Origin of the sequence: Marinobacter sp. C1S70 (genome assembly GCF_000475355.1) — a bacterium.
GTDB classification, from domain to species: domain Bacteria; phylum Pseudomonadota; class Gammaproteobacteria; order Pseudomonadales; family Oleiphilaceae; genus Marinobacter; species Marinobacter nauticus.
Genome location: NZ_AXBW01000050.1, coordinates 1 through 23,087, shown reverse-complemented (window position 1 = coordinate 23,087; position 23,087 = coordinate 1). Strand labels below are relative to the sequence as shown.

Sequence of the window (23,087 nt, the reverse complement as noted above, 5' to 3'; positions counted from 1 at the left end):
ACCGTTACAATCGGCCTGTTTCCTCATACCTGACGGCGAGGTGAGTTTTGATCAGGGTATTGGTTGTTGATGACCACGAGCTCGTACGCTCGGGTATCACTCGCATGCTGGCTGACAATCCCGATATAGACGTCATTGGCCAGGCTTCGTCTGGCGAAGAGGCGATTGACTGTGTGCGTGAAAACCGTCCGGATATTGTCCTGATGGATATTCGCATGCCCGGTATTGGCGGCCTGGAGGCGACCCGGCGCATTCTTCGTATTGATGATTCCATTCGCGTTATCGTGGTTACCGCCTGTGCTGACGACCCCTATCCGGCCCGTGTGATGCAGAGCGGCGCCACCGCGTATGTCACCAAAGGCGCTGACATTCAGGAAATGGTGCGGGCCATTCGTAAAGCCCATTCCGGCCAGCGCTACATCAGCCCCGAAATTGCCCAGAAAATGGCACTGAAACAGCTCGGGGGTGAGCGGGATGAAGACGGCGAGCTGTCGTTGTTCGAGCGCCTGTCTGAGCGCGAAATGCAGATTGCCATGATGGTGGTGGATTGCCAGAAGGTTCAGGATATCTCCGACAAGCTGTGCCTGAGCCCGAAAACCGTAAACAGTTACCGTTACCGGATTTTCGAAAAGCTGGAGATTTCCAGTGATGTGGAACTGGCGCTGATGGCAGTAAGGCTTGGATTGCTGGATGCCGACAAGGTCTGACCCCGAGCAATCTCCCGGGAAGTTCGACAGCCAGAATTTCCTGAAACAACTGACAGAACGCCCCGGTGTCTATCGCATGTATGACGATACCGGTGGCATCCTCTACGTGGGTAAAGCCCGCAACCTTCGCAAGCGCGTCAGCAGTTATTTCCGTAAATCAGGCCTGGCCCCTAAAACCGAAGCCCTGGCGGGCAAGATTGCGGCCATTGAAGTCACTATTACCGGCAGTGAAACAGAAGCGTTGCTGCTGGAACAGAATCTGATCAAATCGCTGCGGCCGCCCTACAATATTCTGTTGAGGGACGATAAGTCCTATCCCTATATCTATCTCTCCTCGCATTCGGATTATCCCTCGCTGACCTTTCGGCGGGGCCGCACCAAAAAGGGTGGTGGCACCTGGTTCGGGCCCTTTCCAAGCTCGGGAGCGGTCAAGGAAAGTCTTAATATTCTACAAAAGGTTTTCCGCATAAGATCTTGTAGTGAAAGTTATTTTAGAAACAGAACCCGGCCATGCCTGCAGTACCAGATCAACCGCTGCACGGCGCCGTGCGTCGGCTATATCAGCCCTGAGGAATACCAGGAGGATATCCGGCACGCCAGCATGTTTCTGGAGGGCAAGAACCCGGCGATTATTCAGGACCTGATGCAGTCCATGGAGGATGCATCACGGGCGCTGGAGTTTGAGAAAGCCGCGGCGTACAGAGATCAGATCAACAACCTTCGCCATGTTCAGGAGCAGCAATCCGTAGACGGTGAGGGAGGGGATGCAGATGTCATCGCCATTGCTCAGGATGCCGGTGTGGTCTGCATCGTTGTGATCATCGTTCGTGGCGGGCGGGTTCTGGGCACCAAGGATTATTTTCCTCGCTATTCCCTGGAACAGACCGAAGGCGAATTGCTGGCCTCGTTTCTGGGCCAGTACTATTTCGGTGGCGACACCCGGCGGGAGATTCCGCGCGACATCCTGGTGCCGGTGGCGGTAGACGGGCAGGAATTATTGTCGCAGGCCCTGTCGGAAGCGGCGCGCAGGGAAACCCGCATCCGCGGCAATGTGCGGGGCGAGCGTCGGCGCTGGCTGGAGCTGGCGATGACCAACGCCCGGCAAACCCTGCTGACACATCTCGCCAGTAAAGAAACCGTGTATCGCCGATTGCTGGCCCTGCGGGACCTGCTGGAGCTGACGGAAACGCCTTCCCGTATGGAATGCTTCGATATCAGCCACAGTCATGGGGAAAATACCGTCGCATCCTGTGTGGTTTTCGACGAGAATGGGCCACTGAAAAGCGATTACCGGTTGTATAACATCCAGGACATAACCGCCGGCGATGACTATGCCGCCATGCGACAGGTGCTCACCCGGCGTTATCGGCGGATGGTGAACGGCGAGGGCAAGCGGCCAGATCTGGTGTTTATCGACGGTGGTAAGGGCCAGTTGAATATTGCTCGTGAAGTGTTTGAAGAGCTAGGAATTTCCGATATCCCTCTGATTGGTGTCGCCAAGGGTGTGACCCGGCGCGCAGGGATGGAGCAGCTGATTGACGCCTTAACTGGGGCCGTATTCCGAGTACCGGCGGATTCTCCGGCGCTGCACCTGATACAGCATATTCGGGATGAATCCCATCGCTTTGCCATATCCGGACATCGGGCCGGGCGAGATAAAAAGCGGCGCCAGTCGACCCTGGAAGGTATCGAAGGGGTTGGGCCAAAGCGCCGGCGCGAACTGATTCGCTATTTTGGTGGCATCCAGGAACTCAGAAAAGCCAGTGTTGATGAAATGGCGAAAGTGCAGGGCATCAGCAAATCATTGGCAGAGACCATTTACGCAGCATTGCATGACCAATAGGAACACCATGAATTTACCGAACATACTGACCATGTCCCGTATCGTGATGATTCCGGTATTCGTTGTGATCTTTTACCTGCCCATGCAATGGAGTTACCTGGTTAGCGCCATCATATTTGCTCTGGCAGGTCTGACGGACTGGCTGGACGGGTACCTGGCCCGCAAATTGAACCAGAGCACGCCGTTCGGCGCTTTCCTGGATCCGGTGGCTGACAAACTCATGGTGGCAGTGGCGCTGGCTGTCTTGATTGAAGAGTATTCGGCGGTACTACTGACTATTCCCGCCACCGTGATTATCGGTCGCGAGATTGTGATCTCGGCGTTGCGTGAATGGATGGCCGAAATGGGCAGCCGCGCCAGTGTTGCCGTGTCCTATATCGGTAAGATCAAGACCACCGCTCAGATGGCGGCCATTGTCGGATTGCTGGCGTTTCCGCCGGGTAACTTCTGGGCTTATGTGGCCATCGGTCTGCTATACATCGCAGCAGTGCTGACCCTGTGGTCCATGATTCTTTACCTTCGTGCCGCCTGGGCTGACTTGTTTCCGAAAGAGGCAGGTTAATTGGCCGGAGGTTCCTGGGCCATACACTGGTGTGCCCAGGTGACTGTGGTCACGGATGAATGTGCACTGGCATTACTGAAGGCCTCCATCAACTCCCCCAGCGCGGTGCTTTGTGCGTTCGCCCTGGCTTCATAACTCCTCACACACAAGCTCCGTCTGGTGCGATTATCCATGAGTTGCTGATGCTGCCTGATCACCACCCGTGTGCCAGTTTCACTATTCTCAGCATGAAATCCGGTCAGCTCGGAGACCAGGGTTAACTGCGACGTTGCCGGGCTGGTGTCGGTCATCACATTCGCGAACGCGCCGCTTGCCCGGAAGGTTTCCAGCAGGTGATCGCGAACGACCACGGGAATACTCTCTCGCCATCGGGCGCCTGCCAGGGCCCGGTATTCGTAAGCCGACGGTTTAATCAGAATACGAGCGCTGTCCAGCGGGTCAGAAGCCAGTGGCGTATCTACCCGAAGGCTGACCGACAGCGCCTGGTCAAATGCTGGCAAGTCGCTCGCTGGTGCCAGCTCCATCAGGCGAGGGGATTCGGGCACCGGGAAGACCGTGCAGCCAGCCAGAACCAGGCCCAAGGCGAGAGCGGATAGCACTTTCATTGTTCGTACTCCTTGATGCCGGTGCCGCCCCACAAGGTTCCGGTGGGGTCCTGCTCCAGCCTGCGGGTAAACGAGTTCAGGTTGCGCAAGGTGCTACGCAGCTCCCGCAATGCAGGGGTTATTTCTCCCAGACCCTGAAGCCCAGCGTCCAGCGCCAGTTCATTGTCGCCGGTGAGGGTGTCCAGTCGATCCAGGGTAGGTTGAAGGGTGGTCAGCGCCCTGGACATGGCCAGGAGAACCGGTTCCACCCGCTCATCCAGTACCTCTCGGGACCTGTCTGCCGCGGCAGACACCTTGATGGCAGCTTCTTCGGCACGGATGCCGGCTTCATCGAACCGGGTCATCAGCGCCTCAAGCTCGCCGCGGCTGGCCAGCAGCGATTCACTGGCCTGGCGGGTGTTCTCAAGAATTTCGGCAATGTTGCTCAGGTTGTCTTCGGACATCAGCCGGTTGGCATTCTCCAGCAACTGCTCTGCTTTGCCGAGCATGGCCTCGCCGTTGGTCAGCAGGTTACTGAAGGCCGAAGGCTCGGCGGTTATCAGCGGTGGATTGTCTTTGTGGCCTTCAAGAATGGGGCTGTCTGGTGTGCCTCCGGTAAACTGTATGCTCATGCTGCCGGTTATGTTGGCCAGTACCAGGCCCGCGCGGGTATTCTCCCGTACCGGAATATCCTGATTCACCCTCACCAGTACCCGCACATGGGCGGGGTTGTCCGGCGCCAGGGTAAGATCCAGCACGTCGCCCACCGGGACGCCGGTATAGAGGACCGGGTTACCCTTGGCCAGCCCGCCAACCGGGTGATCAAACCCGATCCGGTAATAGGCCCAGTTAGTGTCGGTAGATGATTTGCCCAGCCACAGGGCAAACAGCAAGGCAGCGCTGACTGCCGCAAGCGTGAAGAATCCGATGATAACGTGATGGGCCTTGGGCTCCATTAACCGGGCTCCTGTTTGGTTAGCCTGTTGTGGGCTGTAATCGCCGCGCGGCCACGGGGACCATGGAAGTAGTCCTGAATCCAGCGATCGTCGGTTTGTGCCACCTTTTCCAGAGTATCGGCAACCAGCACCCTGCGTTGAGACAGAACCGCAACACGGTCACAGGTGGTGTACAGGGTATCCAGATCGTGGGTAACAAGAAATACCGTAAGGCCCAGTGCGTTGCGAAGGGTGACAATCAGCTCGTCAAAGGCGGCAGCGCCGATCGGGTCCAGACCGGCGGTTGGTTCATCCAGAAACAGGATTTCCGGGTCCAGCGCCAGCGCCCGGGCCAGGGCCGCCCGCTTGACCATACCGCCGGAGAGTTCGGCCGGGTATTTCGTGGCGGCTTCTGGTGGCAGGCCGGTCAAGGCCAGTTTCATTCGGGCCAGTTCCTCCGCTTCGGCCCGCGACAGCCGGGCGTGTTCAATCAGCGGCAGCGCGATGTTCTGCTCAAGGTCCAGCGACGTGAACAAGGCGCCGCCCTGAAACAGAACCCCGAAACGTTGCTCATAGCGAGAGCGTTCGGTGGCGGATAGTTCCGTCAAATCTTCACCAAAAACGGTGATGTGCCCGCCGGATGGTGGATTCAGGCCAACAATACTGCGCAGTAGAACGGACTTGCCGGTGCCGGAGCCGCCGACCACTCCAAGAATTTCCCGGGGATACAGATCCAGATCGAGTTTCTCATGAACGATGTGGCTGCCGAACCGGTTGTCGAGTGCGCGTACCTGTATGACCGGATGATCCGCCATGCTTTACCAACCCATTTCCATGAAAAACAGCGCTGCCACGGAATCCAGCAGTATCACCATAAAGATAGACTGCACCACGCTGGAGGTGGTGTGTTCCCCGACAGACTGAGCACTGCCGGCCACTTTGAAGCCTTCCAGGCAACCAATGACGGCAATCAGAAATGCGAACACCGGCGCCTTGCCAAGGCCGACCAGGAAGTGCTTCAGGGCAATATCCCGTTCGACAATGGCAATGAACTGGCTGGGCGGAATGTCCAGAGCCACCGCGCAGACCACAGCCCCTCCGACCATGCCCGAGATCATGCCGATAAACGTGAGAATGGGGAGGCTGAACATCATCGCCAAAACCCGGGGAACGACCAGCAGTTCCACCGGATTGAGCCCCAGGGTGCGAATAGCGTCGAGTTCTTCATTGACTTTCATAGCGCCAATCTGTGCGGTGAAGGCACTGGCGGTTCGGCCGGCCAGCAGGATGGCTGCCAGAAGTACGCCGAACTCCCGCAGGAACGAGAACGCCACCAGATCCACTGTGTAAATGGTCGCGCCAAAGTCTTCAAGAACTGTCGCGCCAAGAAACGCAACCACGGCGCCAACGAGAAAGGTAAGCAGGGCAACAATGGGCAGGGCGTTCAGGCCGGTGTCGTGTAGTGCCGCCACAAAGGGTGTTATACGCCAGCGAGTAGGCCGGGGCAGGATGTAGAACAGGGTGCCCAGCGTCTGACCAATAAACCCCGCCAGCAACCAGACAAGTTGCCACAGCGTGGTCACCTTCTTTCCGATCTCCGCCAGGAACGCCACGGCAGGGTTAACGGTTGCGACATCCGCCGATGGCTGATTCATGGCTTCTGCGACGGCGTGTATCAGGGCACGCTGTTCATCCGGTAAATCGGCCTGGCCCAGAGCGCTGATCAGAGCCTCGCTGCCAAGCAATTTCACCATCAACGAGGCGCCGGCGGTGTCCAGGCGGCCCAGGCCGGAAAAATCCGGGTTGCAGGCGGCTGCGCGAGGTTTCAGGGCAGTTGTTTGCCGATTCAGGACGGAATAGTGGGACAGAGTCCAGTCGCCGGAAAACTTCAGCGTATGGCCACCGAATTCGGCGTTACCGGGAGTGTGGGCGCCAAGTGGCTGAGATAGGCCTGGTTCATTTGCCACGGAGTCACGGAGTCCCTGTTTGAGTTCTCTGAAAGCTTAAAGATTCCAGTGGCTGTCTGCCAGTATTCTGCGTTCTTCTTCATCGTGACTGGCCAGTAGCATGGTGATGCCCCGGGCTTTCTCTTCCAGCAGCATGGCGTACAGAATCTTCCGGGTCTCGGTGTCCAGGCCAGTCATCGGCTCATCCAGCAAGAGCAATGGTTGGCGTCGCAGGATGGCTCGCAGCAAGGCAACGCGCTGGCGTTGGCCACCGGAAAGCTCGCCAGGCATTCTGGGACCGAAACCTGCTAACCCGGTGCGTTCCAGTCCGGCTTCAATGGCGTGGCGTTGAGATTCATCCAGCTTGAGGCCGGGGTGAATGCCAAGGCCAATATTGGTAAAGACATCCAGGTGCTCGAACAGGTTGTGTTCCTGGAACACGCTCGTGACCGGGCGCTGCCAGGGCTTTAGCAAGTGGATCGGCTTGTCCTGCCAGAGAATGCGGCCGCTGGCTGGCGGGAGAAAACCTGCAACCAGACTGAGCAGGGTTGATTTGCCGGAACCGCTGGGGCCCTGGATGGCCAGACATTCGCCGGCAGGCACGGAAAAATCGAATCGCCAGAGACGGCCGTCAGGCCCATACTCGAAGGCCAGATCTTTGATCTCAAGCATGTTCAGGCTCCGGCAGTGGTTGGCTCGCAGCGGAAGTTGTTCTGGACTTAACGCCGGGAACACGGGAGAGCGATACAAAGATCAGTACCAGTAGCGCCAACAGCCAGAGCCCGGTACCTGCAGCTTCCGCCAACCGGTAACTGCCCAGTTGCTGATAAAGCAAAACCGGGAGCGTGGGTTTGCCCGGGCTGCCGAACAGGGCGATAACACCGAAGTCACCCAGAGATAATGCCACACCATACGCCAGGGCCAGAGCAACTGGACGGCGCAGATGCGGCCAATACAGCCATCGCCATCGATACCAGCCCAGGAGGCCCAGTTGGTCTGCCTGTTTGAGTGATCCGGCGTCCAGGCTTGCGAGAGGTCCGCGCAGTATCTGTAGCACAAACGGCACGGCCATCAGCCCGTTGATCAGTGCCACCAGGAACCAGCCCTGCATGGTGTTCCCCAATTGCGGCCTTAACAGAATAAAAAGCCCGGTCCCCACTACCAGAGGCGGTACGATCAATGGGAGATAGCCAGTGACGGCCGGCACTATGGCCAGCCAGCGCAGACGAGCCCTGTTGGTTGCCGCCAGGGTTAGCAAGGCAACGACCACCGAACCGAGCCCGGCTGGAATGGCGATTAACAGGCTGCGAGCGGTGGCCGGCAATAGCTGTTGATAAATAGAAGTAGCATCCGCCGTTGGCCACAAGGCCGGTAAACCGCGCAGAATAATAGCCAGTAGTGGCGCGACCAGAAAGGCCGTGAAAATCGCCAGGAGCAGACTTGCTGAAAACCCTTGCCAGCGCCGTGCGAACAGAGGGACCTGACGCGATAGCCGTCGGTTTGGCAGTACCTCGGTGTCTAGGCGTTTCCGGAAAACCAGCCACCAGAGGCTGCCACAGATCAACAGCTGCAGAATGGCAAACAGTGCGGCACGGGCGAAATCGAATTCAAAGCGCAGTGCCTGGTAGATGGCGACTTCCAGGGTGGTTGTTCCTGGCCCTCCGCCCAGCGTCATGATGATGGCAAAACTGGTGAAGCAGAGCGTGAACACCAGTGCCGCCACGCCGGGCAGGACCGGTTTGATGGCGGGCCAGTGTACCGCACGCCACAGCCACCAGCCGCCGAGCCCAAGCTGAGAGGCGGTTCTCATTCGTGGCGCGGGTATGGAATCCAGAGCCTGCAACAGGATTCGGGCCGCCAGTGGCGCATTGAAGAACACGTGGGCGAGCAGAATGCCGTTCAGCCCATAAAGATTCCATCCATTTCCAGGAACCCAGATATTGAGCAGGCCGGTGAACCAGCCCTGCCGACCAAACACCGCTATGATGCCTGAGACTGCCACGATAGTGGGTAAAACCAGACTCAACTCCATCAGCCGCAGAATCAATGTGCGACCAGGGAAGCCTCTGTAGCGGGCGAGGGCGGTCGCCACCGGGAGCGCCAGCGCCAGGCTTAACAGGACAGATAAAAAGGCCTGCCAAAGGGTAAATCGGACCACGCTCTGGAAATAGGAGCTTGCTAACGTGCGCTCCGGATCCAGCTCTCCGGCCTCCTGTAGTATGCTCAACAAGCCAAGCGCCACGAGCAGCAATAGCCCGGTGCCGAGTAACAGGCCAGGCCAGATTTGCCAGCCAGGATGGCTGAAGGGGGCGGCTCTCGCGTGTGTTGGCATCACTTCAGTCGGTCAGTGCATCAAGCCAGTCGTTCACCAACTGTCGGCGAATGGTGGCAACTGTCGCGGGGTCTATATACAGGGCTTCGGGTGGTGTAATCAGCTTGTCGAAAACGTCTGGCAATTCATCGCCAAGATCGACCGCCGGATACATCACATTCTTCAGTGGAATATGACGCTGGAAGTCCGCGGTCAGCATGAAGTCCAGAAACTCTCTGGCAAGTGTCTTGTTATCGGAGCTTTCGACCAGGGCGGCGACTTCCACCTGCAGGTAATGTCCTTCATTGAAACGGGCCGCCTGATAACGGGCAGTTTTGTCGATAGCCATGTGATACGCAGGAGAGGTGCTGTAAGAGAGGATCATAGGCGCTTCGCCATTCATGAATAGCGAGAAATAACCGTCACTCCAGCTTTGGGTGGTTGCGAGAATCTTGTCGCTGAGCTGCTGCCACTTTGCTGGCGCTTCATCACCATAGACGGCATGCATCCAGAGCAACAGGCCGAGTCCCGGTGTGCTGGTGCGCGGATCCTGAATAATGATCTTGAGATCGTCTGGCGCGTTGACCAGTTCTTCAAGGCTTGAGGGCGGCTCCGACAACTGCTCGGTATCGTAGACAAAGGCAAAATAGCCCCAGTCGTAGGGCACGAAAGTGTCGTCGTCCCAGTTAACAGGCAATGCCAGGCGTTCCAGTGATTGGCCGTGGCGGCCCAGAAGGCCGGTTTGCCGAGCGGTCTCCATGGTGCCGGTATCCAGCCCCAGAACCACATCTGCCGGAGTGGAGCTTCCTTCCAGCCGGAGCCTTTGCAGAATGTCTCCGCCGCTGTCCAATACGGTGTAGTTCAGGGAGCACCCGCATTGGGCTTCAAACGCCTCTTTAACCGCGGGCCCCGGGCCCCATTCGGCGGCAAAGGAGGGATGGGTATACACATTCAGGACGGTAGGTTCATCGGCGGCAACCATCAGCGGCAGCGACACGGCGAACAACGCGGGAATCAAGCGTGAAATCATACATTGGCACCTTGTTCAGTAGCGGGGGTGCCATGCCGCGAACACCACGAAAGGTGGTGACTCAATCCCTACGCCGGTATTAACCGGGTCAGGTTCCGCGGGTATGGTCTCAGCCCTCCAGGCACCCCGTTGAGTTGAGCCAATGCTATCACGCCGGAGCCACACCCCGGAATTCGTATGTTTGATTACTGCTTGTTTAATTTTTGTACGGCGATGACGGGTGTCTCATTTTTTATTGGTAGAATAGGGCATTTTTTGATCTGCGGATTTATGCAGCTTCTATCTGGTTGAGAGGTAAGTTTGATGCCCAAGCATCACAAACGACGAGGAATTTCTGCTCTGGTTGCAGGCGCGCTTTTTACCCTCGGGTTGTCGGCCGCAGGCCACGCCCAAACCGCGAACGATGATATGTTTGGACGTTTGGCTTCCGCGGCTCCCAAGCTCAGCCCGCAGGTTCTCGAAGCCGCACTCAAGGCAACCCGTTGCGCCATCAGCAATGGCACAGCCATGCCGGAGCGGCTGGCTGTGATCGACTTCTCTTTGCCGTCCTCGAAAGAAAGGCTGTGGCTGTTTGATCTGAACGAAGGAGAATTAATCCTTCGTGACCTCGTGGCTCACGGTAAAAACTCCGGTAATGCTGAGGCAACCGCATTTTCCAATATCGAGGGCAGTCACCAGTCCAGTATCGGCCTGTTCAAAGCCGCCGAATCCTATCGGGGGTCCCATGGCTATTCGTTACGCCTTGACGGACTGGAACCGGGTTTCAACGATCTTGCTCGTCAGCGGGCGATTGTTATCCATGGTGCAGACTACGTTCAGGACAGCTGGGTAACAAAGTACGGCAGAATCGGCCGTAGTCATGGCTGCCCGGCGGTAGACAATCAAATCATCAAAACCGTGGTAGACGAGCTCAAGGGCGGACAGCTGGTGTTTAAATACTATCCCGATCAGGAATGGCTCCAGTCCTCCAGTTACCTGAACTGCGATTCCGCCGGGCAGCTGGCTGGTGCGCGAAGTACCACAGCGGTGGCTGGGGATCGATCCTGAATCGTTGCTGGCTAAACTTTGTGCAGATTTTCAGTAAAAACAGAAAGTTGAAAAAAAGGTGTTGACGGCGAAGGCGGAATCCGTAGAATACGCAGCCGTTGACGAGGCAATGCCTCTGAAACATTAGAGCGGGAATAGCTCAGTTGGTAGAGCACAACCTTGCCAAGGTTGGGGTCGCGAGTTCGAATCTCGTTTCCCGCTCCAATTTCTCCAAGTCTCTCAATGCCTCCTGAGAGCAAAAGCCAGAATCCAGGCTTCCCCGGCGCGGTGGCAGAGTGGTTATGCAGCGGACTGCAACTCCGTGTACGCCGGTTCGATTCCGACCCGCGCCTCCATTTTTTCCCAGTGTTTACAACGGTTTGCAGCCATCCAGTTTAGTTGCATTCTGCACTCAGAAAATTCTCCGAAAACTTCTCGAGGCTCGAAACCGGTCTATCCGAGACGCCGAAACCTCGTTTTCATCCCTCCAGATACTCAACTTCCTGACGAACTGCGTTACTTGCTGGCGGCTTTGCCAATGTAGGTGAGCGTCGAGCGTGCGCGCTTGGGTGGCACCACCAGGTAATGTTTCCGCATGTCCTTCATTTTGCTTGGCGACTACGAATCCGTCTCTCGACTTAACATTTCAATGTTTTTGGAGAGGTTATCTGCAGGCGTCCCATCTCCAACGTAGGGCGATGTAGAGAAAACCATCGACCCGAATGATATGTGCGTGCAACACCTCACCGCCTGCGGGTTCAGGGAGAGTCCATGATTGATGCTGGCATCTATCAAGGTGATGTACTGGTGGTCGATCGTTTTCAGCAAGGGAGTTGGTCAATATTTTTATTCGAATTGTAGTTTTTTGAAAAAGAACAGGATTTCAGCTTTGAAACGGAGGCTATCTGCTCTAGTGTTAACCTTTGTTAACCAAGAGCGATTAGGGTTGGCCAGTTTCACAAAAGGAATTTTCGAATGCCACAATCCCGTTTTGCAGCGTTGCTGTCGCAACACGACCTCCCGCCTTCGTTGATCTACCTTGCCCCGGTTCTTCCTGTTGTTCAGGTTATGTGGGCAGATGGTCGAAATCAGATCCCCGAGCGCGCAAAGCTCCAAGTGATCATACAGGACCACTGCCGCGCGCTCGCTGAACTTGCAGGCGGTATGGAAGTCGTCTCTCAGACAGATATCGACATTTTTGACAGAACATTTGTCGCGCAAAAACCCGATCCGACGACACTCTCGCCTTTTTTTGAGGTTGCTAGTGAGCTATTGGGCGGACGAAGCGATGCGGGCAAAGAGGAAAGCGAGTCGCTCTACCAGCGAGAAAAGCTTTTTCAGGCATGCTTGGAAATTGCCGCAACTTGTCCAGCTGACATGGGTAGGGGTTCAGGCGAAATGTTTGCCCGCCGAATAGTGGATGCGGAGCGGAGGTACATAGAACAGGTATTCGAACTTCTACCCAGAACTAAGTAGGTGTGCTGATGCTTACTTGGGCTACGCTGGATGAATGGCACTATCAGGTATCTCTGGAGCTCAGAACTGCGCTCAACTCATGTGGTCGGAAGGCTGCGGCGCTGCACCGGGATATGTTGCAGGAAGGGCGGCCAGTAAGAGCTTCTGCGGGTTCTTTTCAAAATGCTCTTACACCTTCCACTGACACTCATCATTTGAGGCTCGATGAGTTCTGGGGTGTTCTGGATCTCATTAATAACAAGCCTGTACTACATTCGATCTGCCGTCAGCTCGATTTACTGATAGCGCCTTCGCCCCTGGTTTCCGAAGATCCTCAGGCAGATCTGCTCGGGGCTTTCAGTGAGCGCAACGGTGAATTAGCTGAGACGCAGCATCTTCTTGTTTCGGTTATCAACAGGACAACAAAAGAGTCGGTGGATGGTGCCCGCCAATCTCTTCTCAGAGAAATCTACGAAGACTTTTGTGAAAGCCTGTCGCTTTTGTTCAAGCTTGAGCAGGCGTGCCTCGCCAGGCAGGGCGGTTCGCTAGTTAATGGTGATGCAGACTGGAGTCAACGCTATGACATCCTCCAGAGCAGTGTTCAGGCAAAGCTGCAGAACCTTAAGGAGCATGGAACATGTCTCCAAGGCCTATCTAATCGTGTACTCAGCGCTGCCCTTGAGTCCGATGGCTGTTCCCAGTTATCCGCTCCGAACTTCCTCAAATTGTTGTTTCTGGATCAGAGTCGGAGCGTAGCAAAAGCATTTGCTAAAAGTCTCGGCTATCGGTTAGGGCCCCTCCCATTACTGAATTGGCAGCCAGAAAGACAGGATCTGATCCAGTCCTATTCCCAGCTGGAGTCTCGGCAGGCCGACACGGCAGAAAAAATCAGTAATGCACTTCGAGATCAACAGATAACCCAGGCAGAACTGAGCGAAATATATCAGGAGTTGGTTGATGAGCATCAGGCGCAGGTCAGCCTGGTAATGAATTCCGGTGCCTTGCCTTATCGCCCCAAACACGAGGAGTTTTGATGGCCGGGCCGAAGAGCATACGCAGTGACTTGTGGAAATTGAAGATCAGAAGGCTGTGGTGCCGTTTAGCCGGTAAGAAAGATGAGAGCCTGATGCTGGCTTTCAAGGAGCAGCGCTTGAAGGACGAGTTGAATCGGCTCAACTTGAAGAAAACGAAACAAAAGCAATAGTGAGGCATGAATCCCGATGACTGATGATAATAAAAATCGCTCAGACGATATTGAATGGGATGAGGAGCTCGATTTTCTGGATCCAGAGGATTTCGCCGATGACAATCCGTTCCTTGAGGTTTCTGATGAGCCGCAAGATGACGATCGACGTGGACAAGAAGAAATAGCAACCTTCTTCAGGTTCGCTATCACTCTCCCTATGAGTGTGGCTTTGAAAGAATTGACCCGTCGAATGGATCTGGCAGAAAAAAGAGAGGTTGTCTGGGAATTCAATAAAGAAATTCGGTACTTCAGTGCCGCGCTGCGCGATATAGATTCCGCGGCAAGCTCCGTCTTAATCGTGGCGCTTTTGCAGCTGCCATTCATGAGACAGGTCTTCTCAGTTTGCTTTAATAATCGACCCACCAAATTGATAGTTGAAACCCCACCATTACTCGCGGTTCGCCGCCAACTCCAGCAAGCAGTAACGCGGAAGCCGCCTGGCGACCAGGATAAATACTGTTGGTACGAATATCAGGAAAGAAACGACAAAGTTTCCATTGACGAATTTTTTCAGGATTTCGCTCAAAAACTTGGACGGGCATTAGTGGCCGATGCTCTGCCGCAGTTTATGCGGGAAACCCTCGGATTTCTAGCAAGCGCAGACAGTGAAAGGGTGATTCTACAGTGGTGGGAGAAGAACCTCGAAACTGACGACTATGGGGTTCACCTGGAACGGTCACGACAGCTCAAGGTTGCCCTTGGAGAAGTTGTTAAAGGACAGAACCGGGCCCTCGAAGCTATCTGCGATGGCTATGCTCAGTCGCTTCTCAGCGCAGGGCCGGGGCCGCGCGGTATTTTCACCCTGATGGGCGAGTCCGGAACTGGAAAAACGTTACTTGCGGAGACTTTTGCCCAGGAAATAAGCGCGGTAGAGGGGCAGGCCTTCAAATTTCTGCGTTTTAATATGCAGCAATTTACGGACGAAAAAGCCTCCGCAGCTTTGTTTGGAAGTTCCCATTTCTATTCAGATGCAACATTGGGTGAGTTGACGGACCAGGTACGAAATTATCCAAAGTCCGTTATTTTGTTTGATGAAATTGAAAAGGCGCGGCCTGAAGTCATTCAGTCGTTACTGGGGGTACTTGATCGAGGCTACTGCCAGGACAGCGCCTCACTAAAGTGGGTCGATTTTTCTCAGGCTTTTATCCTGTTCACCACGAACCTCGGTAGCCAGCGTCTTGCAGACCGGCGCAGCGCGTCACAAGTGCTTGGCACTTTGGATAACGCCACCCTTGGTGCACTTCTACAAAGAGAGCCGAGTGAATCTTCATCTAATGGGCTGTCGCCCGAATTCATCAATCGACTCACCAAAGGGCGCTTTTTGGTGTTCGAGCCATTAAAGCCCGAAAAACTTCTGAGTATCTACACCTCCGTCTGGAATGCTCGGCGTGAGGAATTGAGCACCAATTCCATTCAGCTGCCGGCATGCACGACCGCGCTGGCGGCAATGCAGTTAATGAAGCGTTTACCGGATTTGTCTGCCCGTACGGCTGCCTCCGCAACTGAAATGGATATGGTGGAGTGCATGAAGAGCCTGATTGAGGGCTCAACGCCCGAGGCAGAAAACGAGCCCTTTGAAGCGGTCCGGCAAACTGGATTTCAGGGGATTGGAGAAATACTTGACTCTATGCTGGCTGAGCGGGACCTGAAAACGCCAGCTCGCATTTTGTTGGTCGATGATGACCAAAAGACACTGGGGCTGCTGAGCGAAAAGGTTAATGCCCAAATAGAGATTGATTCGTTGGAGCCTGAATCCCATGTAGGTGCCAACCCGAAAAGGCCTGAAGGTAGTTTCGATCTGGTATTAATCGATCTTTTCATCGATAACGATGACAGCCAACACAAAACCACTCAGTGTTTACATCGAATCCTTAACCTGCGGGAGACCCAACCTGAAACGCCGATAATCGGGTTCTGCAGGAACCCGAAAGACGATATCCGTACACAAAATGCGATCCAGGCTGCAAGAGCCATCGAGGGTGTTACCGCGGTGGTTCATTTCAACGATGGTTCCCCATCGTCGCTGCTCCGAACGGTCGAAACTCACCTCGAACAGCAACAAACCGCGAAGCTCATTCACAGTCTGCTTAGGGAGCGTAAACGGTTACTGTTCAGTTGGAGAATTAACGAAACGCCTCGACTGGTAACGGCATCCCCTTCAATGGTCCGCCTGGAACCCATATTAGCGCCAGGCGTTGAGGGCCAGATGTTTGGCCTTGGTGAAATACCGGACCTGACACTCGACGCCGTAGTGGGCAATGAGCGAGGCGTACGGCAAATCTCACGGGCACTTGGGTGGTTGAAGCAGCCTGGACGAGTCCGCCGTTTCGGCTTCAGACCACCAGCGGGATATCTGCTGGCAGGGCCGCCGGGAACAGGGAAAACATTTCTCGCTCGGGCTGCAGCGGGGGAGTGCGGGCTGCCATTTTTCAGCATCAATGGAGCGGAACTCTTAAGCCCAAGAATCGGTGTGGCAGAGGCTCAACTCCGGCAGCTTTTCGCCAACGCTCGAAAACTGGCCCCGGCAATTATCTTCTTCGATGAGATTGACGCCATTGCGGCTGCCCGTGGTAGCAGTGCCAGTCACCAGGGCCTGATCAACACTCTGTTGTCTGAAATGGATGGTTTTGGCGGCCACGAGCGGCCTGTGATGGTTCTTGCGGCCACGAACTTTCCCGAGATGCTTGACCCTGCCTTAAAGCGACCGGGCCGTCTGGATGAAGTAATTATCTGCGATTTGCCCAATGCCCCGGCCCGAGAACATTTACTTGTTAAATCGGCCAAGCAGCTGAAGATCGATTTGCCAGAGCAGATGCTTGAGCAACTGGTTCTCCGCACTCAGGGAGAGTCTGCAGCGGCCATAGAGGCCGCAACCCGGCAGGCCGTGTATCTCGCAGATAGTGACAACCGGGATCCGACGGTCGCCGATCTGGAATCCGCAATCTATCAGATGGTTTATGGCACCGTGCGCGAGGACTTGTCTCTTGCGCGTGAAGAAAAATGGGCCGTTGCCTGCCACGAAGCTGGCCACGCGCTGGCGATTCATTATCAGTTTCCGGGGCGACGGATTGATTACATCACCATCCAGCCGAGAACTGGCAGCTTGGGTTTTGTGGCACATCGAGAGGATTCCAATAACGCAGCGGGCGGATTGTCCATGACCCGCTCAGAAATCGAAGCGGCTGTTACGGTCGCCCTGGCGGGACGTGAAGCCGAACGTTTGCTGCTTGGTGAAAAGGGCATGTCTGCCGGAGCTGGCCACGACCTTCGCCGGGCTAATGCTCACGTTCGCAATGCCGTGATGGCGTGGGGGCTAGACGACGAACTAGGCCCCATGGCGTTGAGCACTGATGATCTTCGGTCTGATCCAGCGTTGGCGGCGTTATGCACGGCGCGTTGTCGGGTTTGGTTGGTTGAGTGTGAGCAAAGGGCGCGAGGGCTTTTGGAAGCACACAAGCTTGAGCTACAGAGCCTGGCTGAAACCCTTTACCTCAAGGAAAGCCTTGACCAGGACGAGATCCAAAAACTGCTGCCGGATGTTTCTTAATGATCAAAAGCATTACCTGTCAGGGTATGAGTGCCCGCTACAACGCCAAACAGGAATACATCACCAATAACATAAATTTCTCGGTCAGCGCTGGCGAAATGATGGCCATTATGGGGCCATCCGGTAGTGGAAAATCCACCCTTTTGAATGCCTTGCTCGGCAAACTGACCATTGAAAAGGGAAAAGGCAGAATATTCATCAACGGCGAGGATGTGACTGATGAGGGGCTGTCCTGTGTAAAGAATCAGGTGGGATTTGTGCCTCAGAAGGATATCCTCGTCGATGAGCTGACTGTCCGGGAAAACATCCGATACTTTCACACCATTGCAGTGGATTCGGAGCTTTCGGCCAGCGAAGTTGATAAGCGGATTGATCAGCTAATAGAGAGAGCCAGCCTCTCCCCGGAAATTGCGAATAAACGCCCCCCAGAGCTGTCTGGTGGCCAGAAAAAGCGAGCAAGCCTGCTCATGGAACTGATCAACGACCCGACTGTGCTGATCATCGATGAGCCAACCAGCGGTCTGTCCTCTTCGGACTCCCTCGAGGTAATGCGGTATCTGAAGCACCTGGCCGTTGAACAGGGCAAAATTGTCATCGTTATTATTCATCAACCCTCCAGCGCCATTTTTCAGCTCTTCAATAAGCTTTTGCTGCTTAAAGCCCTGGGGGCTGGCGGTCGCGGTGAGTGTGTGGCATCCGGCACGTTGAAAGAGATTTACGAGGCCAATCAGGAAAGGCTGAAGTTCAAAGACCTTGTCTGTACAGCTTGTGACTCACTATTCCCTGACGCCTTGCTGGACGCGGTGAATGCCGGGAACATCCGGGGGCCTCTGAATGCAAGTCGGCCATCAAAGTCTGAGACATTTGAAAAAGTCCCGCTGCTCCGTTCTCCCCTTGAAAGCCTGAAAGATTTTCGGGCACTGACAACCCGCCAAGTTCGAATCAAAGCTCGGGACAAGCTCAGTCAGCTCCTTACCTATGCCGCGCCGCCTTTCCTCGGTTTTTTGATTGCCGTCGTTTTCAAATACTCGCCCCCGGGGCAGGGTTACAACTTTCAGGACAACGCCCTGTTTGGCCAGTTTCTGTTCATGATGATCATCAGCGGCTTCTTTCTTGGCATGGTCTCCAGTGTGGGAGAGATAATCCGGGACCGAGACATGCTTTACAGGGAGTCACTCCGTGGCCTCTCCATGACCAGCTATTTCTGCTCAAAGTTTTTGGTGCTCATCGGATTCGGCGCGCTGCAGGCGTTGCTGTTTACCAGTGTTGCCTTTTATACCCTGGACGCAATGCCGTACTTCCTTCCGAACCTTGGAGTGATGTTTTCGGCCATTGTGTTGAGCATCGTAATTGGCCTGTTTATATCCATCTGGGCAAAAACCGCCATCAGCGCCTACAACCTGATACCCCTGGTGCTTATTCCACAGATAGTCTTGGGCGGAGCTCTTCTGCCGTTTTCCAACATGGGAGAGGAAATCTACCTCTGGGAAGACAAAGGCAGCCAGATGCCGCTGCTCGCGAAGCCTATGCCCGCAGCCTGGTTATATGAAGGGGGGATGGCGCTGAACTACCAATACGCCAATGAACACGACCTGGAAAAGAATATTAAAGTCTCTGAGATGGACCTGCGGCAACGGGGAGATTTTCTGGCTAAAGGTAAGGGGCAGGAAAGCCCCGACTGGCTCGACGCGGTGCTGCCAGAGACGGTTCATGGTTCCGAAACCTATATTGTGAACAGCGTTGTGCTTCTGGGCTTTGGCATTCTATTTTTTGGCCTGGCGGTCATTGATGTGCGAAAAGATTACCGGAACCGGACGGGCGCCAGAAATGCCGCGAAGATAACACTTGTATTGGGCCTTTATGGGCTAGCCCTTGTCTCCTCAGAAAGTGGCGATGCCCAGGCACAGCAGCGCACGGCAGGTGAAGCCATCCTGTCGCACACCAGTTTGACAGGCAATGAAGCACAGAACTTCTGTGCTCGTGAAAACCGTTCGCTCGCCGAAGCAAGCGTTGTTGCTGAACTGTTCAATCGAACACAAGACCTCGCCCAAACCGTGTATTGGACCGGAAGCAATTATCGGGGCCGTAGGGATGTGCTTTGGGCTCTTGATTTGAGTAACGCCAACCGCCCGATACCCGAAGACAACGTTCTGATGAATAATCAGATCGCTACGGCCTATCCGGTGACGGACTTCCGGGCGGTTGCGGTGTGTGTGGAGAAGCCGGAGTGAGGGTGTGAGGGATCGTTATTTATCACGAAGATTCAGCAATAGCCCAATGTTAGCCTTCGATTATGCGCTCTTTGCCCTCTAGCCGCCCATAGCGTAGTGACAGATAAACGGACAACCCATGAGTGAACAAGAGTATTACCCACCTCAAATACTTGCCCTTGCTACAGAGGCACTTCGGGTTGCGAAGACATCGAACTGCACGCTGTTTGCGATACCAGACCCCGACTCGGAATGGGGCTTTGTTCCGGAGTCTTTTCTTGGCTCGGCAGACTGGATGTTTAACTTAGACGGTATCGAACGTTCCGGTATTTCAGAGTCGGCCCTCAATCTGGTGGAGAAGATCCAGAGGTCTGAGCCGCTGAATGAATTAGATCTCCAATCGTTCACTCGTAATTTTATGAGCAATCAGGACGACAGGGTTGTGATGTTCGAGCTTGTTAAAGCTTTTCTTGAGGAGGTTCCTGAGCTTGATCACATCGTGGCTGCTGCTGCCAGAACCCTTAATTACGACGACTTCCAAACCGCACAAGCTGATTAATCGATAATAAACGCCGGAGCGTGCCCATGTCAGAAAACCGTCTGTCCAGCCTGATTAAAGACCTTTCAAAAGCCAAGCAGCAGGCCCTGCTGATCGAGGTTCTGCAAAGCGATCTGGAATCTTTGTCCGGTCAGAATGACGATGCGTTCAAAACGGTTTGTAATGCCAGTGCGAAGGTTTTTGATGTTGCGGTGAAAAGCGGCAAAACCAACGTTCTGATGGTAGGTGAAGCGCAAGACCAAGCTCATTTATCCATTTTCGGGGCATTGCTTAATAGCCTCGATGAAGAGTTTGATGACCTGCACAAGCGAGCAATCCTTAAAAAACTCACCGTTTTTGGCCTCAGCCAGTCTCTGGGCGGTGGTGTTGGTGACGCGGTTAGCGAGAGCTTGGGTGTAGGTGCCGAGAAAATGATGGATTACCTGGCCGAGTGGACAGGCAGTGCATCAGACTTCATAGCTTCTGCGTTTGAGAAGGGTGTAGAAACGGCGGCCGAGCAGAGTGGCGATCTGCTGGAAGCCGCGGGTGAAACGGGCGTGGAAGCGGTGACCGGGTATTTCTCTTCAGATAACGAACTGTATCTATCCAGGCCCGCCCGGAAGCGCCTGAAAGAGCTGGCGCCCCGGCTTAGTGAACAGGCCACCAATCACGAAATCCTGCAGTTGGCTCTAGAAATGCTGCTGGCAACCGCCCAGGGCGCCCCCAAAGTCATCATGGTTAAAGATCCTACGCAATTGGATGACGCCTCTCTGGCTTTGCTCGCGATGCTGGTGGCAGTAGAAAAGGATCTACGACAGTTAAACCATGATGAAGAAGCGGATGAGGGCAAGGCACAAACCGCAGGCATCACCGTGGTGCTAACCTTCTCTGGTCGACAACCCCACGACGAAGGCGAAGACAAAGTCACCGAAAAAAAGCTGCGAGCCATCTCAAGACTGCGCATGATGGCCTCCCGCTACAGCTTGCTTGAACGGCTGGATTCCGATATTCCAATACCGGCCGTTCGTGCCAGCACCTTCGTAGGTCGAGAAGCCGAACTCCGCAGCCTTTGGCAGGATTGGAATCACATTTCTAAGGGGCTAGACGGTGAAGGTATGCAGACCTGGGCCCTTATCAAAGGCGAACCAGGCACCGGTAAAACCGCCCTCGCTAACCGCTTCATCCAGCAGGTTCGCTCTGATACCGCTAATCCGGGCAGGTTGAGCATTCCCATCCTCCGAATGCTCAACCAGACAGGGCACAATGCGCAGGCCACGGGCCTGGCTTCGCTCAAAAACTCCATTGTGGATGAGCTTCGCCGGCTGAACCTGATATATGAGGAAAACGTCGGTTGGTTCGCCCGCACCCGTGAAAAACTGGGCGACGCGTCGCGCGCCGCGATAAGCGATGCTAGGTCTGAGGACCCCGAGGCCAAAAAGCGCACCCGGGGCAGGCTCGGCGTCCTCATTTCCAAACTGTTGAACTTAGATTCTGCGATGGAAGTGGGTCGCAACGTCCAATCCCTGAGAAAACAGGACGAAATGAGCAGCCTGCGCCAGGAGGAATTCGACCAGTCCTTCAAAGCCAACCAGAAAAAAGAGCAATACGAACTGCTGCGCGGGGCGCTCAGCGAAATGAGCCAGCTGGCACACAAATGCCAGCCCGAAGACGACCAGTGGGCTGAAAAACCACGGCCCATGATTCTGCTGATCGACGACCTGCAATGGATGGATGACTTTACCGCCGAATTCCTGGTAAACGAATGGCCGGCGAACCTGCCGGTGTATGTGATAGCCACCGCCCGGGGCTCAGACAGCTTCGCCGCCGTGACGGAATCCCGGGTGCACCAGGGCTTGAACCGCTTTCGGAACTCATTGTTCGCCGAACTGGGTGTAATTGACGCCGCAACGCTCAGCGCGGATGAGCGTCTTAACACTCCCCTGACACTGGCCGGCCACCTGGACCTGAAGGGCATGGACCAGCCCATGCTGGCCAACCTGATCCGCCTGACCTACCGGAACATCACCGCCGAGCAGGCCGAGCCGTTCGCCGCCGCCATCATCCGCAACCTGGCCGGCGAGGCCGGTGCCTCGGACATCATCACCCTGTTCGCCATCGAAACCCTGAACGTGATCAGCGACCCCCAGTTCTACCGGCGCAACGCCGAACTGCCCCGATTGATCGAACCGGAGGGGACCGACCGCTACCGGTTCAAAGTACCCGAGAGCACCAACCTCACCCAGGCCCTGGACGCCGTCTTCAAAAAGCTGACGGACGCCTACCAGGCCAGCTACCTGATCGACAGCGAGCAGGGCACCGGCGGTGCCCGCTTCAACCTGGCCTCCTACGCCATTCTGGAAGAACGTCTGCACCTGATCGAACAGCACTTCGGGGAACACGGTGGCGCGGCCCGCTACAGCCTGCTGTTCTCGGCCCTGCTGGGCAGCCCGTTCGAGAGCGGCCTGGTGAGGCACGTGCTGGATGAACTGCAACAGCTCTCGCCACAGGACCACCCTGACATGGCGCCTTTCCTCAAGGAACTGCAGGCAAAAGCACAGGGCAGCCTCGGGCCGGCCCAGTACGAAATACTGGAGCGGGCCTATGAAATCATCCGGCGGCTGGAGGAAGACATCGGCAAATACGCCCATCAGCACAGCCTGCTGCGACAGTTCCTACTGGGGCAGTTTACCCGGCTATTGGACAACACATACCCCAACCTTGAAACATTAGACGTCAGTGCGAAAGCGCTATTCGATCTAATCTCACATATTGGAAATGCGTGGTTTACAAAGCAGAGTCAAGAGATCGAGTTCGAGATTCCGGGCGAGTCTGCAACCGAAATTGAGAAGTTAAGATTTAACGTGTCAATTACGGCGTATTGGCATCAGCTAATGCTCGGAAAGACTCAAAAATTAGGCGACTGGAGCAAGGTATATGCTCAAAACATTAATACCCTTGCCACGGCGTTGAGAAAAATAGGGCATCCTGAAAAAGCATTAAGGCTGTATGAAGAAGAAAGGCAGATTTGTTTTAATGGCTACGTCAATGATGCTGAAACATGGAAAAGGGATTATGCAAGAAGTTTAAATGACTTGGGGAAAGTTTCATTCTTCATGGCGAATTTAATCCTGAATCAGTGACTTCGCT

Annotated in this window: 19 protein-coding genes, 2 tRNA genes and 1 riboswitch; of the genes, 14 read left to right on the top strand and 7 right to left on the bottom strand. The window is 55.1% G+C overall.

What is annotated here, in order from left to right:
• Nucleotides 1-47 precede the first annotated feature (47 nt).
• From uvrY to pgsA, 3 genes are read left to right on the top strand one after another with little or no spacing between them, the layout of a single operon-like run.
• Nucleotides 48-707 (top strand): UvrY/SirA/GacA family response regulator transcription factor, encoded by a 660-nt coding sequence (uvrY, locus tag Q669_RS14025; protein WP_011784699.1) that lies wholly within the window; start codon nt 48-50, stop codon nt 705-707.
• Nucleotides 691-2,550, top strand: a complete 1,860-nt coding sequence (uvrC, locus tag Q669_RS14020) for an excinuclease ABC subunit UvrC (RefSeq protein WP_036149796.1) — start codon at nt 691-693, stop codon at nt 2,548-2,550. The genes uvrY and uvrC overlap by 17 nt, the downstream gene beginning before the upstream one ends.
• A 7-nt stretch (nt 2,551-2,557) precedes the next feature.
• Nucleotides 2,558-3,112 (top strand): CDP-diacylglycerol--glycerol-3-phosphate 3-phosphatidyltransferase, encoded by a 555-nt coding sequence (pgsA, locus tag Q669_RS14015; protein ID WP_011784701.1) that lies wholly within the window; start codon nt 2,558-2,560, stop codon nt 3,110-3,112.
• Here the strand turns inward: pgsA and Q669_RS14010 are convergent.
• From Q669_RS14010 to thiB, 7 genes are read right to left on the bottom strand one after another with little or no spacing between them, the layout of a single operon-like run.
• A complete protein-coding gene (locus Q669_RS14010) occupies nt 3,109-3,717 on the bottom strand; it encodes an ABC-type transport auxiliary lipoprotein family protein (protein ID WP_022992758.1) in 609 nt (202 codons plus the stop codon). The two genes, pgsA and Q669_RS14010, sit on opposite strands and share 4 nt — an antisense overlap.
• The gene (locus Q669_RS14005; RefSeq protein WP_022992757.1) at nt 3,714-4,652 is read right to left on the bottom strand and encodes an MlaD family protein; all 939 of its coding nucleotides are present in this window, start codon (nt 4,650-4,652) and stop codon (nt 3,714-3,716) included. Before Q669_RS14005 ends, Q669_RS14010 begins: the two co-directional genes overlap by 4 nt.
• Nucleotides 4,652-5,446 (bottom strand): ABC transporter ATP-binding protein, encoded by a 795-nt coding sequence (locus Q669_RS14000; protein ID WP_022992756.1) that lies wholly within the window; start codon nt 5,444-5,446, stop codon nt 4,652-4,654. Before Q669_RS14000 ends, Q669_RS14005 begins: the two co-directional genes overlap by 1 nt.
• Before the next feature lie 3 nt (nt 5,447-5,449).
• Nucleotides 5,450-6,598 carry an ABC transporter permease gene (locus tag Q669_RS13995; RefSeq protein WP_022992755.1) on the bottom strand — a complete coding sequence of 383 codons (1,149 nt, stop codon included), beginning with the start codon at nt 6,596-6,598 and terminating at the stop codon, nt 5,450-5,452.
• 36 nt (nt 6,599-6,634) lie between these two features.
• The gene (locus Q669_RS13990; protein ID WP_022992754.1) at nt 6,635-7,249 is read right to left on the bottom strand and encodes an ATP-binding cassette domain-containing protein; all 615 of its coding nucleotides are present in this window, start codon (nt 7,247-7,249) and stop codon (nt 6,635-6,637) included.
• Nucleotides 7,242-8,909, bottom strand: coding sequence for a thiamine/thiamine pyrophosphate ABC transporter permease (gene thiP / locus Q669_RS13985; RefSeq protein WP_022992753.1), 1,668 nt, complete (start codon nt 8,907-8,909; stop codon nt 7,242-7,244). Before thiP ends, Q669_RS13990 begins: the two co-directional genes overlap by 8 nt.
• 4 nt (nt 8,910-8,913) lie before the next feature.
• The gene (thiB, locus tag Q669_RS13980; RefSeq protein ID WP_022992752.1) at nt 8,914-9,918 is read right to left on the bottom strand and encodes a thiamine ABC transporter substrate binding subunit; all 1,005 of its coding nucleotides are present in this window, start codon (nt 9,916-9,918) and stop codon (nt 8,914-8,916) included.
• Nucleotides 9,919-9,966: 48 nt separating this feature from the next.
• A riboswitch (TPP riboswitch) is annotated at nt 9,967-10,057 on the bottom strand.
• 164 nt (nt 10,058-10,221) lie between these two features.
• Between thiB and Q669_RS13975 the strand changes: the two genes are divergently transcribed.
• The 11 genes from Q669_RS13975 to Q669_RS13935 all read left to right on the top strand — a co-directional run bounded on the left by Q669_RS13975 (nt 10,222) and on the right by Q669_RS13935 (nt 23,080).
• On the top strand, nt 10,222-10,965 hold the full coding sequence (locus tag Q669_RS13975) for a murein L,D-transpeptidase catalytic domain family protein (RefSeq protein WP_022992751.1): 744 nt from the start codon (nt 10,222-10,224) through the stop codon (nt 10,963-10,965).
• A 128-nt stretch (nt 10,966-11,093) separates the two neighbouring features.
• Nucleotides 11,094-11,169, top strand: a tRNA-Gly gene (locus tag Q669_RS13970).
• 57 nt (nt 11,170-11,226) lie between these two features.
• Nucleotides 11,227-11,300: transfer RNA gene (locus tag Q669_RS13965), tRNA-Cys, on the top strand.
• 415 nt (nt 11,301-11,715) lie between these two features.
• On the top strand, nt 11,716-11,805 hold the full coding sequence (locus Q669_RS20145) for a hypothetical protein (protein WP_413771512.1): 90 nt from the start codon (nt 11,716-11,718) through the stop codon (nt 11,803-11,805).
• A gap of 114 nt (nt 11,806-11,919) precedes the next feature.
• Complete coding sequence (locus Q669_RS13960) at nt 11,920-12,420, top strand: hypothetical protein (protein ID WP_022992749.1); 501 nt, start codon at nt 11,920-11,922, stop codon at nt 12,418-12,420.
• Nucleotides 12,421-12,428: 8 nt separating this feature from the next.
• Nucleotides 12,429-13,433, top strand: coding sequence for a phage regulatory CII family protein (locus tag Q669_RS13955; protein WP_022992748.1), 1,005 nt, complete (start codon nt 12,429-12,431; stop codon nt 13,431-13,433).
• On the top strand, nt 13,433-13,603 hold the full coding sequence (locus Q669_RS19645) for a hypothetical protein (protein ID WP_022992747.1): 171 nt from the start codon (nt 13,433-13,435) through the stop codon (nt 13,601-13,603). Before Q669_RS13955 ends, Q669_RS19645 begins: the two co-directional genes overlap by 1 nt.
• 16 nt (nt 13,604-13,619) lie before the next feature.
• Nucleotides 13,620-17,192, top strand: a complete 3,573-nt coding sequence (locus Q669_RS13950) for an AAA family ATPase (protein WP_022992746.1) — start codon at nt 13,620-13,622, stop codon at nt 17,190-17,192.
• Complete coding sequence (locus tag Q669_RS13945) at nt 17,192-19,423, top strand: ATP-binding cassette domain-containing protein (protein ID WP_022992745.1); 2,232 nt, start codon at nt 17,192-17,194, stop codon at nt 19,421-19,423. Before Q669_RS13950 ends, Q669_RS13945 begins: the two co-directional genes overlap by 1 nt.
• A 118-nt stretch (nt 19,424-19,541) precedes the next feature.
• Nucleotides 19,542-19,961, top strand: coding sequence for a hypothetical protein (locus tag Q669_RS13940; RefSeq protein ID WP_022992744.1), 420 nt, complete (start codon nt 19,542-19,544; stop codon nt 19,959-19,961).
• Nucleotides 19,962-19,987: 26 nt separating this feature from the next.
• On the top strand, nt 19,988-23,080 hold the full coding sequence (locus tag Q669_RS13935; protein WP_022992743.1) for an AAA family ATPase: 3,093 nt from the start codon (nt 19,988-19,990) through the stop codon (nt 23,078-23,080).
• Nucleotides 23,081-23,087: the final 7 nt, after the last annotated feature.